At 74.4% G+C, this 15,238-nt stretch carries 14 protein-coding genes and 2 tRNA genes; 8 read left to right on the top strand and 8 right to left on the bottom strand.

Features of this window, described 5'->3' with window-relative positions:
- Positions 1-208: 208 nt before the first annotated feature.
- The 3 genes from FHX36_RS08945 to FHX36_RS08955 are packed head-to-tail and all read right to left on the bottom strand — an operon-like array spanning position 209 to position 3,575.
- Positions 209-1,363 (bottom strand): acyl-CoA dehydrogenase family protein, encoded by a 1,155-nt coding sequence (locus FHX36_RS08945; protein ID WP_110552873.1) that lies wholly within the window; start codon positions 1,361-1,363, stop codon positions 209-211.
- A 1-nt stretch (position 1,364) separates the two neighbouring features.
- Positions 1,365-3,359: an ATP-binding protein gene (locus tag FHX36_RS08950; protein ID WP_183513684.1), complete on the bottom strand. Its 1,995-nt coding sequence runs from the start codon at positions 3,357-3,359 to the stop codon at positions 1,365-1,367.
- 30 nt (positions 3,360-3,389) lie between these two features.
- Positions 3,390-3,575 carry a hypothetical protein gene (locus FHX36_RS08955; RefSeq protein WP_110553908.1) on the bottom strand — a complete coding sequence of 62 codons (186 nt, stop codon included), beginning with the start codon at positions 3,573-3,575 and terminating at the stop codon, positions 3,390-3,392.
- Between the two features lie 98 nt (positions 3,576-3,673).
- Here FHX36_RS08955 and FHX36_RS08960 point away from each other — a divergent pair, with 98 nt between their 5' ends.
- A complete protein-coding gene (locus FHX36_RS08960; RefSeq protein WP_110553907.1) occupies positions 3,674-4,198 on the top strand; it encodes a ferritin in 525 nt (174 codons plus the stop codon).
- Between the two features lie 31 nt (positions 4,199-4,229).
- Here FHX36_RS08960 and FHX36_RS08965 read toward each other — a convergent pair whose 3' ends face one another.
- Positions 4,230-5,843: a carboxyl transferase domain-containing protein gene (locus FHX36_RS08965; protein ID WP_110553906.1), complete on the bottom strand. Its 1,614-nt coding sequence runs from the start codon at positions 5,841-5,843 to the stop codon at positions 4,230-4,232.
- Positions 5,844-5,906: 63 nt separating this feature from the next.
- Here FHX36_RS08965 and FHX36_RS08970 point away from each other — a divergent pair, with 63 nt between their 5' ends.
- The gene (locus tag FHX36_RS08970) at positions 5,907-6,530 is read left to right on the top strand and encodes an SACE_7040 family transcriptional regulator (RefSeq protein WP_220036067.1); all 624 of its coding nucleotides are present in this window, start codon (positions 5,907-5,909) and stop codon (positions 6,528-6,530) included.
- Here the strand turns inward: FHX36_RS08970 and FHX36_RS08975 are convergent.
- Entirely contained in the window at positions 6,504-8,297 is a 1,794-nt protein-coding gene (locus FHX36_RS08975) for a hypothetical protein (RefSeq protein ID WP_183513686.1), read from the bottom strand. The two genes, FHX36_RS08970 and FHX36_RS08975, sit on opposite strands and share 27 nt — an antisense overlap.
- A gap of 135 nt (positions 8,298-8,432) precedes the next feature.
- A complete protein-coding gene (locus FHX36_RS08980; protein ID WP_183513687.1) occupies positions 8,433-9,644 on the bottom strand; it encodes a hypothetical protein in 1,212 nt (403 codons plus the stop codon).
- A 131-nt stretch (positions 9,645-9,775) separates the two neighbouring features.
- On the opposite strand from FHX36_RS08980, the gene orn reads away from it, so the two are divergent.
- From orn to FHX36_RS08995, 3 genes are all read left to right on the top strand, one after another.
- The gene (orn, locus tag FHX36_RS08985) at positions 9,776-10,456 is read left to right on the top strand and encodes an oligoribonuclease (RefSeq protein ID WP_110552220.1); all 681 of its coding nucleotides are present in this window, start codon (positions 9,776-9,778) and stop codon (positions 10,454-10,456) included.
- A gap of 62 nt (positions 10,457-10,518) precedes the next feature.
- Positions 10,519-10,591: transfer RNA gene (locus tag FHX36_RS08990), tRNA-His, on the top strand.
- A 443-nt stretch (positions 10,592-11,034) separates the two neighbouring features.
- A complete protein-coding gene (locus FHX36_RS08995) occupies positions 11,035-11,577 on the top strand; it encodes a DUF1353 domain-containing protein (protein ID WP_181428760.1) in 543 nt (180 codons plus the stop codon).
- A 57-nt stretch (positions 11,578-11,634) separates the two neighbouring features.
- Here the strand turns inward: FHX36_RS08995 and FHX36_RS09000 are convergent, their stop codons facing one another.
- Positions 11,635-12,810 (bottom strand): L,D-transpeptidase, encoded by a 1,176-nt coding sequence (locus tag FHX36_RS09000; protein WP_110552222.1) that lies wholly within the window; start codon positions 12,808-12,810, stop codon positions 11,635-11,637.
- Positions 12,811-13,036: 226 nt separating this feature from the next.
- Between FHX36_RS09000 and FHX36_RS09005 the strand changes: the two genes are divergently transcribed.
- From FHX36_RS09005 to FHX36_RS09015, 3 genes are all read left to right on the top strand, one after another.
- A tRNA-Lys gene (locus FHX36_RS09005) sits at positions 13,037-13,112 on the top strand.
- A 207-nt stretch (positions 13,113-13,319) separates the two neighbouring features.
- Positions 13,320-14,057 (top strand): GAF and ANTAR domain-containing protein, encoded by a 738-nt coding sequence (locus tag FHX36_RS09010; RefSeq protein WP_110552233.1) that lies wholly within the window; start codon positions 13,320-13,322, stop codon positions 14,055-14,057.
- Between the two features lie 45 nt (positions 14,058-14,102).
- Positions 14,103-14,333, top strand: coding sequence for a hypothetical protein (locus tag FHX36_RS09015; protein WP_110552223.1), 231 nt, complete (start codon positions 14,103-14,105; stop codon positions 14,331-14,333).
- Positions 14,334-14,465: 132 nt separating this feature from the next.
- On the opposite strand, the gene FHX36_RS09020 is transcribed toward FHX36_RS09015, so the two are convergent.
- A complete protein-coding gene (locus FHX36_RS09020) occupies positions 14,466-15,203 on the bottom strand; it encodes a GAF and ANTAR domain-containing protein (RefSeq protein WP_110552224.1) in 738 nt (245 codons plus the stop codon).
- Positions 15,204-15,238 lie beyond the last annotated feature (35 nt).

The following is a 15,238-nucleotide window of genomic DNA, read 5'->3' on the forward strand; positions in this document are numbered from 1 at the left end:
GGCCGGGCCGGTCCCCGTGACGTGCGGGCGTGGATCTGGACAGGTGCATGCGAGCCGGCCTCCGACTGGTCCGTGGGCGGTGGTGTTCCCACCGCGCCCAGACGCTGTCGACCGGCCGTGGCCGCCCGGTGTCCTGGCTGTGTACGGCACGACAGCCGGACGTGAAGCTGTAGTCACTCCACGGTCCGGCCCCGGCCGGTCCGGTCGCTCAGCCCAGGCCGAGCGAGCGGGCGATCAGCATCCGCTGCACCTCGCTGGTGCCCTCGCCGATCTCCAGGATCTTGGCGTCCCGGTAGAACCGGCCCACCGGGAACTCGGTCATGAAGCCGTAGCCGCCGTGCACCTGCGCGGCGTAGCGGGCGTTCTCCATCGCCATCTCCGAGCTGTAGAGCTTGGCGATCGACGCCTCGCGCTTGAACGGCTCGCCGCGCAGCATCTTCTCCGCAGCCCGGTAGTAGGCCAGCCGCGCGGTGGAGGCCCGCACCTCCATGTCGGCGATCATGAACTGCACCGCCTGGTTCTTGCCGATGGCCTGCCCGAAGGCCTCCCGCTCCCCGGCGTACTTCAGCGACTCGTCGACGCAGCCCTGGGCCAGCCCGACGGCCAGCGCGGAGATCGCGATCCGGCCCTCGTCGAGGATGGAGAGGAACTGCGCGTAGCCGCGGCCCCGCTCCCCCACCAGGTTCTCCGCCGGCACCCGCACGTCGCTGAACGCCAGCTCGCGGGTGTCCGAGGCGTTCCAGCCGACCTTGGAGTAGCGCTTGCCGACGGTGAAGCCCGGGGTGCCGGACGGGACGACGATCGCCGAGATCTCCTTGCCGCCGTCGGGCCGGGTGCCGGTGACCGCGGTGACGGTGACCAGGTCGGTCATCCCGGTGCCGGCGTTGGTGATGAACGCCTTCGAGCCGTTGACCACCCACTCGCCGTCCTCGAGCCGGGCGGTCGTCCTCGTCGCCCCGGCGTCGGAGCCGCCGCCGGGCTCGGTGAGCCCGAACGCGCCCAGCGCCTCCCCGGAGCACAGCCGGGGCAGCCACTGCTGCTTCTGCTCCTCGGTGCCGAACCGGTAGATCGGCATCGCGCCGAGCGAGACGCCGGCCTCCAGCGTGATGGCCACCGAGCTGTCGACCCGGGCCAGCTCCTCCAGGGCGACGCACAGGGTGAAGTAGTCACCGCCCGAGCCGCCGTACTCCTCCGGGAAGGGCAGCCCGAACAGCCCGAGCTCGCCCATCTGCCGGACGATCTCGGTGGGGAACTCGTCGCGCTCGTAGAACCCGCCGATCTGCGGTGCGATCACCTCGACGGCGAACTCGCGCACGACCTTCCGCAGCGCCTCGGTCTCCTCGTCGAGCCGGTAGTCCAGCAAGTCACTCCCCCTCGCCGGGCGGCGGTGGGGTCACCACGGCCACCCGCTCGTCCAGCCGGACCTGGTGGCCGGCCGTCACCGGGAGCTCGGTGACCGTGCCCGAGAGCGGGGCGGTCAGCACGTGCTCCATCTTCATCGCCTCGACGACCAGCAGCGGGGTCCCCGCCTCCACCTGGTCGCCGAGGGACACCTGCACCACGGTCACCGTGCCGGGCATCGGCGCGGTCACCGCGCCGTCGGACGCAGCCGCCCCCGTCACCGACGCGAGCCGCTCGTGCTCGCGCAGCGCCGCGACGTGGCCGTCGACGGCGAGCCACACGGTGCCGGCGGCGTGCACCACGGTGAAGCGGGTGGTGACGTCGTCCAGGGTCACGCTGAGCAGGTCGCCGTCCCGGCTCACCCGGGCGGCCACCGGCTCGCCGTCACCCACCCGCACCTGCGCGGCCCCGGACCGGCCGCGGACCCGCACCTCGACCGGCTCGTCGCGCTGGGACTGCAGCCGGCGCACCGTCCACGCCGGCTCGCCGAGCCGCCAGCCGGAGGTGTCCTGCCACGGGTCGACGAGGGCGCCGGTGGGCTCGGCCTCCAGCAGCAGCGCCAGCGCCGCGGCGGCGTAGACGTGCGGCGGCGGGGGCTCGGCGTGCGTGAGCGCGGCACCGCGCCGCTCGATCAGCCCGGTGTCCAGCCGGCCGGCGACGACGTCGGGGTCGTCGAGCAGGTCGCGCAGGAACGTGGTGTTGGTGGCCACGCCCAGCACGGCGGTGTCGCCGAGGGCGGTGACCAGCCGGGCGCGGGCGGTCTCCCGGTCCGGCCCCCAGGCGATGACCTTGGCCAGCATCGGGTCGTAGTCGGTGCCCACGACGCCGCCGACCCGCAGCGAGCTGTCCACCCGCACGCCCGGGCCGGTCGGCTCCAGCAGCCCGACGACCGTGCCGGCCTGCGGCAGGAACCCGCGGGCCGGGTCCTCGGCGTACACCCGGGCCTCGATGGCGTGCCCGTCGAGGGACACGTCGCTCTGGTCGAACGGCAGCCGCTCGCCCGCCGCGACCCGCAGCTGCAGCTCGACCAGGTCCAGCCCGGTGATGCACTCGGTGACCGGGTGCTCGACCTGGAGCCGGGTGTTCATCTCCAGGAAGAAGAAGTCCTCCGGCCGGTCGGCGTCGACGATGAACTCGACCGTGCCGGCGCCGGTGTACCCGACGGCGCGGGCGGCCTCGACGGCCGCGCCGCCCATCCGGGCCCGCAGGCGGGTGTCCAGCAGCGGGGACGGCGCCTCCTCGATCACCTTCTGGTGCCGGCGCTGCAGGCTGCACTCGCGCTCGCCCAGGTGCACGACCGTGCCGTGGGTGTCGCCGAAGACCTGCACCTCGATGTGCCGCGAGTGCCCGAGGTACCGCTCGACCAGCAGGGTGTCGTCGCCGAAGGAGCTGCGCGCCTCCCGGCGGGCGCCGGCGATCTGCTCGGTGAGGTCGGCCGGGTCGCGCACCACCCGCATGCCCTTGCCGCCACCGCCGGCGCTGGGCTTGAGCAGGACCGGGAAGCCGACCTCGATCGCGGCGAGCGCGACGGCGTCGTCGTCCATGCCCGGCTCGGTGCGGCCGGGCACCACGGGCACCCCCGCCGCCGCGACGGTCTGCTTGGCCCGGATCTTGTCGCCCATCGCCTCGATCGCGGCGACCGGCGGCCCGATGAAGACGATGCCGGCGGCCGCGCAGGCCCGGGCGAAGTCGACGTTCTCGGACAGGAAGCCGTAGCCGGGGTGCACGGCCTGCGCGCCCGTGCGGCGGGCGGCGTCGAGCACCCGCTCGACCGACAGGTAGCTCTCCGCCGCCGGGGCGGGCCCGATCGGGACGGCGACGTCGGCCAGCCGGGTGTGCAGCGCGCCGGCGTCGGCCTCGCTGTAGACGGCGACCGAGCGGATGCCCATCGCGCCCAGGGTGCGGATGACCCGGACGGCGATCTCACCGCGGTTGGCGACCAGGACGGTCTGGAACACCGTCAGCACCCCCCGCCGGCAGCGAGGGGCTCAGGCCGCCTTGCGGGTGCTCTTCGCGAGGACGACGTCGGCCTTGCCGACCTTGACCAGCCGGCGCTTCTTGACCGTGTACCCGGGCGGGAGGGTGCCCTCCGCGAGCGCGCGCAGCGGGCATCGCCCGCACCGGGGCCTGTCCTCGCAGCACTTCTTCTTGGGCATCTTCCCCGGCTTCCCCACGAGGTGAGGTTAGCCATGCCTTCCCCACCCGTCCACGCGCCGGGCGTGTCGCCCGCTACCGTTCCGGGGACGTCGTCCCACCGCAACGAGGAGCACCCATGGCCGCCGATGCCTTCATCGAGAAGCTCAACCAGCAGATCGGCCACGAGTTCGCGGCGCACCACCAGTACATCGCCATCGCCGTGTACTTCGACGAGCTGACCATGCCGCAGATGGCGCAGCTCTTCTTCGACCAGGCGGTCGAGGAGCGCAACCACGCGATGATGATGGTGCGCTACCTGCTCGACGCCGACGCGCGCGTGTCGATCCCCGGCGTCGTCGCCCCGGTCACCACGTTCGACGACGTCGTCGCCCCGGTCACCCTGGCGCTCGAGCAGGAGAAGCGGGTCACCCAGCAGATCAACGAGCTGATCGGCATCGCCCGCCGGGAGAACGACTTCTCCTCCGACCAGTTCATGCAGTGGTTCATCAAGGAGCAGGTCGAGGAGGTCAGCAAGATGAGCGACCTGCTGACCGTCGTCCGCCGGTCCGCCCACGACGTCGAGCAGATCGAGGACTACGTCAAGCGCGAGACGCTGCCCGAGGGCGCCGACCCGACCGCGCCGCGGATCGCCGGCGCCTGAGCCCGCCGCGACACCCGACGCGGGCTCGCGCTCACATCCGGAAGACGCCATAGCCGACCTCCTCCAGGGGGGCGTTGGCGCACGCGGAGAGCGCGAGCCCGAGCACGGTGCGGGTCTGCGCGGGGTCGATGACCCCGTCGTCCCACAGCCGCGCGGTGGCGTGGAACGGGTGGCCCTGCTCCTCGTACTGCGCACGGATGGGCGCCTTGAACGCCTCCTCGTCCTCGGCCGGCCACTCCTGGCCGCGGGCCTCGAGCCCGTCGCGGCGCACCTGCGCCAGCACGCTGGCCGCCTGCTCACCGCCCATCACCGAGATGCGGGCGTTCGGCCAGGTGAACAGGAACCGCGGCGAGTACGCCCGGCCGCACATCGAGTAGTTGCCGGCGCCGAACGAGCCACCGATGACGACGGTCAGCTTCGGCACCCGGGCGCAGGCGACGGCGGTGACCATCTTGGCGCCGTGCTTGGCGATGCCGCCGGCCTCGTAGTCGCGGCCGACCATGAACCCGGAGATGTTCTGCAGGAACAGCAGCGGGATCCTGCGGCGGTCGCAGAGCTCGATGAAGTGGGCGCCCTTGAGCGCGGACTCGCTGAACAGCACGCCGTTGTTGGCGATGATCCCGACCGGGTGGCCGTGCAGCCGGGCGAAGCCGGTGACCAGCGTCGGCCCGTACAGCGGCTTGAACTCGGCGAACCGGCTGCCGTCGACCAGCCGGGCGATGACCTCGCGGACGTCGTAGGGCGTGCGGGTGTCGACCGGGACGACGTCGTAGAGGCTCTCCGCCGGGTACCGGGGCTCCTCCACCGGCTCGACGTCCCACGGGCGGGGCTCGCGCGGGCCGAGGGTGCCGACGATCTGCCGGACGATCTGCAGCGCGTGCGCGTCGTCCTCGGCGAGGTGGTCGGTGACCCCGCTGACCCGGGAGTGCAGGTCGCCGCCGCCCAGGTCCTCGGCGCTGACCTCCTCGCCGGTCGCGGCCTTCACCAGCGGCGGGCCGCCGAGGAAGATCGTGCCCTGGCCGCGGACGATGACCGCCTCGTCGCTCATCGCCGGCACGTAGGCGCCGCCCGCGGTGCACGACCCGAGCACGGCGGCGACCTGGGCGACCCCGGCCTTGGAGAGGTTGGCCTGGTTGTAGAAGATCCGGCCGAAGTGGTCGCGGTCGGGGAAGACCTCGTCCTGCAGCGGCAGGAACGCCCCGCCGGAGTCGACCAGGTAGACGCAGGGCAGCCGGTTCTGGAGCGCGACCTCCTGGGCCCGCAGGTGCTTCTTCACCGTCATCGGGTAGTAGGTGCCGCCCTTGACGGTGGCGTCGTTGGCGACGACGACGACCTCCCGGCCGGAGACCCGGCCGACCCCGGTGATGATCCCGGCGGCCGGTGCCTCGCCGTCGTAGAGGCCGTGCGCGGCCAGCGGCGAGAGCTCGAGGAAGGGGCTGCCCGGGTCGAGCAGCGCGTCGACCCGCTCGCGGGGCAGCAGCTTGCCCCGGTCCAGGTGCCGCTGCCGGGCCCGCTCGCCCCCGCCCTCGGCGACCCGGGCCAGCTCGGCCGCCAGCTCGGCGACCAGTTCGCCGTGCCGCGCGGCGTTGCGCGCGGCCCCCGCCGGGTCGGTCGGCGGGGCGCTGGGGAGCACCGGTGCGTCCACGGGCAGAGGTTAACCACCGTTCACACTGTCGGTCCAGTGTGAACGGCCGCTAACCTCACCCGCGTGACGTCCCAGCCGGACAGCGCGCTGCACAGCGACGCGGCCAACCCGTCGCGGCGGGAGCAGATCCTGCGCGCCGCGGCGCAGCTGTTCGCCGAGCGGGGCTCGCGCGCGGTCGGCGTCGACGACGTCGGTGCGGCCGTGGGCGTCACCGGCCCGGCGATCTACCGGCACTTCGCGAGCAAGGACGCGATGCTCGCCGAGATGCTGCTGCGGATCAGCGAGCGCCTGCTGGCCGGCGGCACCGAGCGGATCGCCGCGGCCGGCGACTCCCCCGCCGGCCAACTGCGGGCGCTGGTCGACTTCCACGTCGACTTCGCCCTGGACAACCCGGCGCTGATCACCGTGCAGGACCGCGACCTCGGCGCGCTGAGCGAGCGGGACGCCCGCCGGGTGCGCCAGCTGCAGCGGCGCTACGTGGAGGAGTGGGTCGCCGTGCTCGCCCGGCTGCACCCGGACGCGTCGACCGCCACCTGCCGGGCCCGCGCGCACGCCGTCTTCGGCCTGATCAACTCCACGCCGCACAGCGCCGGTCGGCTGGCCCGCCCGGCGACGGCCGGGCTGCTGGCCGCCATGGCGGTCGCCGCCGCCACCGCCCCGTCAGGAGCCGTCGACCTCGCCGAGTGACAGGGCGGCGCTGGCCAGACCGTCCAGCGCCGAGTCGGCGCCCTCGTCGCCGGCCCAGGCGGTCTCCACGATGGTGACCGTGGGGCCGGTCTGGGCGCTGGCGTACTCGGCACCGGACAGCTCGGTCGGGCCGCCGTCGTAGCGGACGCCCTCGCGCAGCAGGTCGCTGACGTTGCCGCTGCCGTCGGTGTCGGCCAGCGCCCGCAGCGCCTGGGCGTTGCCGACGTCGGGCATGGTCACCCGGGAGAACGACACGACCGCGGGCAGGCCGGCGGCCTCGGCCGACCACAGCGAGCGCTCCAGGGCGGTGCAGTCGGAGCTGGCGAAGAACTCGGCGACGGCGTTGTAGGCGTTGCCCTGGCAGGTGTCGTCGGACTCGATCGCCTGCAGGGTGAAGGTCGTGCCGTTGACCACCGCGGTGTCGCCCACGGCCAGCGTGTCGGCCGGGGTGGTCGACGCCGGCGCGCTGGTCGACGGCGCAGCCTGGTCGCCGTCCTCGCCGGAGCCGCGGGTGAGCGCCCAGACGCCCACCCCGGCCCCGAGCAGCACCACCACGAGGGCGGCCAGGGCGATCAGCAGCCCCCGGCGCCGCGGCGACCGCGGGTCGCCGTCGGCGCTGCTGCCGGAGGACGGCGGCGCGGTGACCAGCCGGCGGGGACGCAGCTCGGGCGGCAGCTCGCGGGGCGGCGGTGGCGCGGCCTCCCCCGGCCCCCCGCCGAACAGCCCGCCGATCCCGCCGGTGTCCTCGGGCGCGGGGCGGGGGGTGGTGCGGCCGGCGTCGGCCGGTTCACCGGTGAGCGCGAGGGTGTCGCCGGACGAGCCCGACCGCAGCTCGACCGGGAGGGGCTGCTGGTGGGTGACGGGGGCCGGCGCGGGCACGGGTGCCGGGGCGACCGGGGGCGGCGGCGCGGCAGCGGCGGCCGGGGCCACCCGCTCGGCCTCCTCCTGCGCCTGCACGGCGGCGGCGGCGACCCGGGCGGCCGCGGCCGGGTCGACCAGCGGGCCGCCGGGCGACACCCGGTGCGGCGAGGTGCTCAGCCCGGTCGGGGGCGCGGCGGTGGTGCGGGTCGGCGAGGCGTTCATCGCCGCGGGGGTGAGCAGGTCGGGCCGGCGCAGCACGTAGGGCGAGTACGGGAAGCCCTCGCCGTTCAGCTCCTCGACCGAGGGGGTGCGGCCGGCGACGCCGAGCGCCTCCACCGCGGCGCGCACGTCGGCCGTCGTCCAGAGCCGGGGGTTGTCGGTGCCGGCGTAGCGGCTGGCCCGGCCGATGCCCAGCAGCAGCGACCGCGAGTCGACCAGGGCCACCTGGTCGCCCTCGCCCAGGTCGCCGTCGGCGGGCAGCAGCCCGGTCGCGGCCCCGGTGAGCACGGTCAGCCGGGCGATCCGCCCCGGCTCCAGCCCGGCCTTCCGCAGCGTCACCGCCGCGTGCATGCCGGCCCGCATCAGCCCCTCCAGCGGCGTGGAGCCACCGCCGTCCAGCTGCAGGACGTCGCCGGGCCCGTCGCCGGGGCCGATCGTCCAGGCACCCTCCGGGCTGGCCGTGACCACACCGCTCTGCCGCTCGACCTCGACCACCCGGACGACGGCGACGCCCTCGGGCACGAACAGGACGGCGTCGGCCTGGCGGCGCTGCATCGGGCCCTCGACGAGGGGCAGCGAGGCGACCACCGCACCACGCACCCCGCTGCCGGTGTCCCAGCTGGCGAGCTCCGCGAAGAACGCACGCTCGGCAGCCGTCTGCAACGGCGTCGGCGTGAGGATCAGCAACGGGTCTCCAGGGGCGGGGCGGCGGCTCAGCGGGGCCGGCGGTGCCCGGGTGGGGGTCGCCGACCGCGGCGGCACCGCAGCGGCTCGGGCGGCGGACCGACCCGACGTTACGTCATCGACCGACCCGCTCCGGGCTCACCGGGCGGACGCGCCGCTGCCCGCGGCCGGCACCGGCGTGTCGTCGGGGCGGCCCGGAGCCGGCTCCACCGGGGCCTGCCAGCGGGCGAAGGCGCGCGACGCGGTGAGCCGGTCGGCACCGCCCCAGAGGACGGCGAAGCCGACGGCGATGAACGGGACGGCGGCCCAGTCCCACGGCGGGATCACGCCGACGGACGCCTGGGCGAGCGCGGCCAGGGCCACCCCCGCGGTGACCGGCAGCGCGGCCAGCCACCCGGGGACGCGGGCGGTGACGGCGAGGTCGACCAGCACGGCGCCGGCCAGCAGCATCACCGGGAGCACCGAGGGCGGGAAGCCGGTCGAGGTGAGCAGCACCCAGCTCACCGCGCGGTAGGCGAGGTAGGTGCCGGCGACCGCGGTCGCCGTCCAGCGCAGGCCGACGGTGCGGCGCGCCACCACCAGGGCGAGCAGCCCGGCGCAGACCAGCCAGGCGGGGTGCACCCAGGACGGCACCGGGAGCATGAACTGCTCGGGCGACTGGCCCTGGGAGGCGGCGAAGTCCAGCAGCTGCGGCTCGGCCGTCGTCCGCCCGGCGCGGTGGTCGGCCAGGCTGAGCACGCCGTACTCCTGGTGCTGGTTGGGGAACAGGACGTTCTCCACGAAGAACAGCCACAGGCCCAGCGAGACCAGCGCGCGCACCCGGCCGGGCGCCGCGTACAGCCACCAGCCGCGCAGCGCCCCGGCCAGCATGATCGCCGTCCCCAGGTAGAGCAGCGCGTGGCTGGGGCTCCAGCTGGTGATGTCCAGGCCGTTGACCCGGTGGTTGACCAGGTCGACCGGGATGGCGACGAGGAAGGTGCCGATGCCGGCCTGCATCAGCCGCAGCGCCCGGCGGTCGACGCCGCGGCCGGTGTAGCTGGAGAACAGGACCAGGGCCACCACCAGCGCGGTCCCCGCCGAGTTCAGCAGGTGCGGCGGGGCCAGGTCGTCGCGCAGCCAGCGGAAGTGCCAGGAGACGTCCCAGGAGGAGCCGACCATCTTCAGCGCGAAGGCGAGCAGCCACGCCGAGTAGATCCAGCGCAGCTCCTGCTGGGTGGTCGGCCGCCCGGGCTCGCCGGGGGTCAGGTACGCCCGGCTGAACCAGCGGGTGAGGGCGACGGGGTGGCGGAGACCCGCCCGCAACGACGACGGCGCCCCGGTGGGAGGGGCGAGGGGCGTGCTGGTGGACACGAGTGCGGCTCCGCGGGGTGGGTGCAGGAACCCGGAGCGTAGGCGCGCGGAGCCGCGCACCGGCCCCGGGCCGGGCGGATTGGGGCGGGTGTGGCCGGTGATCCGGGGACGCGGTGCGTAGGGTCGCGCTCGTGGCGGACAGTGCGACCAACAACCTGGTCTGGATCGACTGCGAGATGACCGGGCTGGACCTGGTCAGCGACAAGCTCATCGAGGTCGCGGTCGTGGTCACCGACTCCCAGCTCAACGTGCTGCACCCCGGGCTCGACGTGATCATCCACGCCGAGGACTCCGACCTGGCCGGGATGGCCGAGGTGGTCACCGAGATGCACGCCCGCTCCGGGCTCACCGAGGAGGTGCGGGCGTCCACGGTCACCCTCGAGGAGGCCTCCGCCCAGGTGCTGGCCTACGTGAAGCGGTTCGTGCCGGAGCGCCGCACCGCCCCGCTGTGCGGCAACTCGATCGGCACCGACCGCGGCTTCCTGGCCCGGGACATGCCCGAGCTCGACGACCACCTGCACTACCGGATGATCGACGTCTCCTCGATCAAGGAGCTGGCCCGCCGCTGGTTCCCGCGGGTCTACTTCGCCCAGCCGCCCAAGGGCCTGGCGCACCGCGCGCTCGCCGACATCCTGGAGTCGATCCGGGAGCTGGCCTACTACCGGCAGACGCTGTTCGTGCCGGAGCCCGGACCGGACAGCACCCAGGCCCAGGCCGCGTCCGCGGACGTGGTGGCCGCCTTCGCGCCCGTGCTGGCGGCCGGTCTCGCCCCTTCGGACGACCTCGACAGCGAGGCCCCCGCAGCCGGCTGAACGGCTCCGGTATCGTTGGCGCGTCCACCGGGCCGGCTCTCGCCAGCCGCCCGGTGTGCATGGTGGGTGTAGCTCAGCTGGTAGAGCGCCAGGTTGTGATCCTGGATGTCGCGGGTTCAAGTCCCGTCACTCACCCCGACGGAGGGCCTGGTCAGGGAACTGACCAGGCCCTCCTGCTGTCCCGGGGCAGAGCGCCCCGGTCAGCGACGCGGCTGGAGGACCTCGCCGGTCGCGACCAGGTGGTCGGCGACGTCGCGCAGCTCCACGTTCGCGGCCTGGGAGGCCGGGGCCGGTACTGGAACGCCTGGTCAGCGGTCAGCTCGGCCGCTCCACGAGGACGCTCAGCGCACGACCCCGCAGAGCGGGGACCCGACCTGCGGGGGGCGGCGACCCCACCGGCCAGGGCTCGACCGATGGAGCCTGACCGCCAGGGCTGGTTCGTCAACCCTCGGCTGGCTGGGTCCGACCGTACGCGCCCCGGCCACGACGGGCCCCCGTCTCAGCGGGTGACCGGCTGCTGCACCGGCCCGCCAGACAGCCGCCGTGTGCGGCACCGGCGGCCCGGGCACAGGCCGGGCGTGCCGTTCGACTCCCTCGCCCTCACCGTCCGCCGGGCGTCCGACCAGCTGTGGGAGGTGGTCGAGCCGCTGGTCTACCGGGGCCGCCGGGACACCTTCGTCGTGCCGGCCGGTTTCCGCACCGACTTCGCCTCGGTGCCCCGGCTGGTCGTCTGGCTGATCCCCCGCTTCGGCCGCTACACGCCGGCCGCGGTGCTGCACGACTGGCTGGTCACCACCGGGCTGCAGACCCGGGTGGTCTCCTCCCGCGACGCCGACGGCCTGTTCCGGCGGGTGCTCCGCGAGCTGGGCGTGCCCCCGGTCCGGCGCTGGCTGATGTGGTGCGGCGTCCGCTGGGGCGCGCTGGCCAACCCGCTGCGCCGGTCCGGCTGGTGGGTCGACGCGCCGCGGCTGCTCCTGCTGTCGGTGCTGCTCGCCCCGCTCGTCGTCCCACCCGGGGTGGTGGTCGCCGCCGCGCTCGGCCTCTACACCGTGGTGGAGTCCGCCGTCGCCGCTCTCCTGCCGGGCGTCGGGCGCCGGGCCGACCGCGGGATGCGGCTGTAGACGCGGAGAGGCCGCGACCCCCGGTGCGGGTCGCGGCCTCCCGTGAGGTCCTGCTGGTCAGTTGAGCGCGCTGCCGGCCTTCCACTGGTCCCAGGAGATGGCCCAGTCGTAGATGTCGCCGTCCGCGGCCGACAGCGTGCCGCCCTGCGAGTTCACGACCTCCACGACGTCCCCGGGCTGGGAGAAGTCGTAGAACCACTGCGCCCGCTCGGTGGAGAGGTTGATGCAGCCGTGCGAGACGTTGGCCGACCCCTGCGAGCCCACCGACCACGGGGCGGCGTGCACGAACTCGCCGTTGTTGGAGATGCGCGTCGCGTACTGCACGTCGGTGCGGTAGCCGCCCGGGGCGTCGACCGCCAGGCCGAAGGTCGAGGAGTCCATCGTGATGTCGGCGAACTTCTCCAGCACGACGTGCGCCCCGTTGTGCGTCGGGTTCGCCGCGCTGCCGGCGCTCATCGGGAAGGTCTGCACGAGCTGGTCGCCGTCGTAGACGGTCAGCGTGTGCGCGGCGGCGTCGGCGACCGACACGTGCTTCCTGCCCACGGTGAAGGACACGGTGCGGTCCTTCTCGCCCCAGACGCCGTCACCGAAGGAGACGCCGTAGAGGTCGGCGTCCAGGGTGACCTCGATGCCGGCCGGCCAGTACGTGGAGGGGCGGAAGTGCACCTCGGAGTCGTTCACCCAGTTCCACACGCCGTCGGTGGGGGTGGAGGTGGTCACCAGCAGGTGGCTCTCCACGGCGGCCTTGTCGGCGACCGCGTCGTCGAAGAACACCCGCAGCGGCATGCCGACGCCGACGGTCGTGCCGTCGAGCGGGCCGATGCTCGGGGTGGACAGCGCCGTCGGGGTGACCGTGGTGAAGCTCGAGGTGGTCGTCGTCTCGTCGTCGTCGGCGTTGGTCGCGGTGGCGGTGACCTGGTAGCTGGTGCCGTAGGCCAGCTGGGTCTCCGGCGTCCACACCAGCGTCGACGGGTCGGCGGCCGCCGGGGCGACGCTGCCGGGCACCTCGGTGCCGGCGGTGTCGGCCACCGTCACGTCACCGAGCTCGCCACCGGTGACGGTGACCTCCAGCGGTGTGGACGGCGAGACGTCGACCGCGCCGTCGGGCATGCTCAGCGCCAGCTGCGCCGGCGTCGACGACTGCTGCGGTGCCCCGGTGCCGCCCGCGGCGTCGTCGTCGGACGACGACCCGGTGCAGCCCGCCAGCAGCACCAGCGATGCGGCGACGAGCACCGCGGCGAGCCGTCTCGCCTGCTGTGTCCCCACGAAGACCTGCCCCCTGTACCTGTGCGCGCCCGTGCCGGGACCCTCCCGGCGGACACCGCACCGTCTGCCAGTGTCCACGCTCGTGCTGGCAGTCGGTTGTGAACTGCACCGACCGGGCCGGAGGGCCCCCGGGCAGCGGCGTCGGACTGGCGTGTACAGTTCTCCACTGTTGCCCGGCCGCGCCGAGCGACACGCGCCATTAGCTCAATTGGCAGAGCAGCTGACTCTTAATCAGCGGGTTCGGGGTTCGAGTCCCTGATGGCGCACCAGCACGGACCTGCGGCTTCTCCCCTCCGGGAGGGGCCGCTTCGTCGTTCCGTGGCCTGCTGCAACGGGTACCGTCAGCAGCAGGAACGGGCGACCGTCCCTGCAGCGTGCGTCACACAGCCGGCGCGCCCCAGCGTGGAGCCCCTCGCAGTGCCGGGGCTCCGTGTCCGGAGGCGCCCTGGCCTCCGGTGAGCGACCCGGAGGGGCCGATGACCACCGACGAACGCACCCAGACCATGCCGGCCACCGAGGCCTTCGAGCGGCTCGGCTCGATGTCGCTGTCCGCGGAGTCGCTGGAGTCGGTGCTGCAGGCCGTCGCCGACCTGACCAAGCAGGTGCTGCCGGGCGACGTCGAGGCATCGGTCAGCGTGCTCGTCGCCGACAAGCCCGCCACCTTCGTCCACACCGGCCAGCTCGCCCTCGACCTCGACGAGAGCCAGTACGGCCGAGGCCACGGCCCCTGCCTGCAGGCGGCGGCGAGCGGCGAGCTGGTGGAGGTCGCCGACGCCCGCACCGAGAGCCGCTGGGCGGACTACATGCGGCGGGCCGTCGAGCTCGGGTCGCTGAGCTCGCTGTCGGTGCCGCTGGGCAGCTCCGAGGTGCTCGCGGCCGGGCTCAACATCTACGCCCGGCAGCCGGGCGCCTTCGACGACGACGCCGTCCGCCGCACGGCCGCCCGGTTCGCCCGCTTCGCCGGGGCTGCAGCGGCCAACATGCACGCGTACCAGCACGCGCGCGAGATGGCCGACAACCTCCAGGTCGCGCTGCAGTCGCGGGCCACCATCGACCAGGCCAAGGGCATCCTGGTCGAGCGGCACCGGATCACCCCCGACCAGGCGTTCCACCTCCTCGCCCGGGCGTCGATGGCGGCCAACCGCAAGCTCCGCGACGTCGCCGAGCACCTGGTCGCGACCGGCGAGCTGCTGGCGTCCCCGCAGCGCCGGTGACCCCCCGGCTGGACCCCGCCCGGCGGTCCAGCGCAGGCTGACCGGGTGGCGAACGTGATCGGGCTGCGGATGCGGCGACCGGGTGTGGACGACGACGACGGCGGCGCGCAGGAGAAGCTCGTCGGGCCGCTGCACGCGGTCGAGGGCGACGCCGGCCGCGCGGCCGCGGCGGCCTCCACCGAGGTGCAGGCGCTCTGCGGCGAGTGGGTGCAGGTGGTCGCGGTCGAGGACGTGCCCGACGACACCGGCCTGTGCGAGGCCTGCCAGTACGGCTGACCGCACCGGGGAGGCGGCTCGGTGGCCGGTCGCTCGACCACCGAGCCTGGGCCCGTCTGCGTGCCGGCACGCAGACGGGCCGTGCCCGCCCACTGCCCGCGCCGGCCGGCGTCCAACCGGCGCGGCCGAGGGTCAGGCCAGGCCGGCGGCGCCGAGGTCGATGGCACCGGTCGCGATCAGCTCCTCGGCGACGTCCCGGACCTTGGTGTTCGTCCGCATCGAGACCGAGGCCAGCGCACGGAACGCCTCGTCGGCGTCCAGTCGGTGGCGCTCCATCAGGATGCCCTTGGCCTGGTCGATCAGGGCTCGGGACTCCAGCGCCACCCGCAGGTTGTCGGCCAGGTCGCGAGCGTGCTGGTAGGCGTAGACGTTGGACGCCGCGACCGCCGCGTACGGCGCGAACCGGCGCGCCGTCGCCCGGGCGGCGTCGTCGAAGGCGTGCGCCTCGGTCGCGTAGAGGTTGAGAGCGCCCACCACCCTGCCCTCGACGGACAGCGGCACCGACAGCGAGCTGCCGTTCCCGCGTTCCGCAGCCACCCGGCAGTAGTCGGCCCAGCGGGTCTCCGTCGAGGTGTCGGCGATCTCCACCTCCGCACCGCTGGAGGCGGCCGTCAGGCACGGGCCGTACCCCCGGGTGTACTGGCTCTCGTCCAGCTCCAGGGCCAGCTGCGCGGTGGACGACGGCGTCGACGGGCGGCCGTTCACCACCATCGAGATGGACGCCTCCGGCCCACCCGGCAGCACCTGCTTGGCCAGGTCGACGACGGTCTGCAGCACCGACTCCACCGACTGGTCGGCCAGGGAGAGCCGGCCGAGCCGTTCGAGCGCCTCGACGGCCTCACGGGAAGGGAAGGGGTCACTGCTGGACATGGCGGCACTCCGGTCGACTCACCGGGGTGGCGACC

It is taken from the genome of Modestobacter versicolor, assembly GCF_014195485.1.
In the GTDB taxonomy this organism is placed as follows: Bacteria; Actinomycetota; Actinomycetes; order Mycobacteriales; family Geodermatophilaceae; genus Modestobacter; species Modestobacter versicolor.

Excerpts from the sequence above, each read along its gene's own strand:
- FHX36_RS09010 (WP_110552233.1), top strand. The coding sequence starts at position 13,320 with ATGACCACCGACGAACGCACCCAGACCATGCCGGCCACCGAGGCCTTC.
- FHX36_RS08960 (WP_110553907.1), top strand. The coding sequence starts at position 3,674 with ATGGCCGCCGATGCCTTCATCGAGAAGCTCAACCAGCAGATCGGCCAC.
- FHX36_RS09020 (WP_110552224.1), bottom strand. The coding sequence starts at position 15,203 with ATGTCCAGCAGTGACCCCTTCCCTTCCCGTGAGGCCGTCGAGGCGCTC.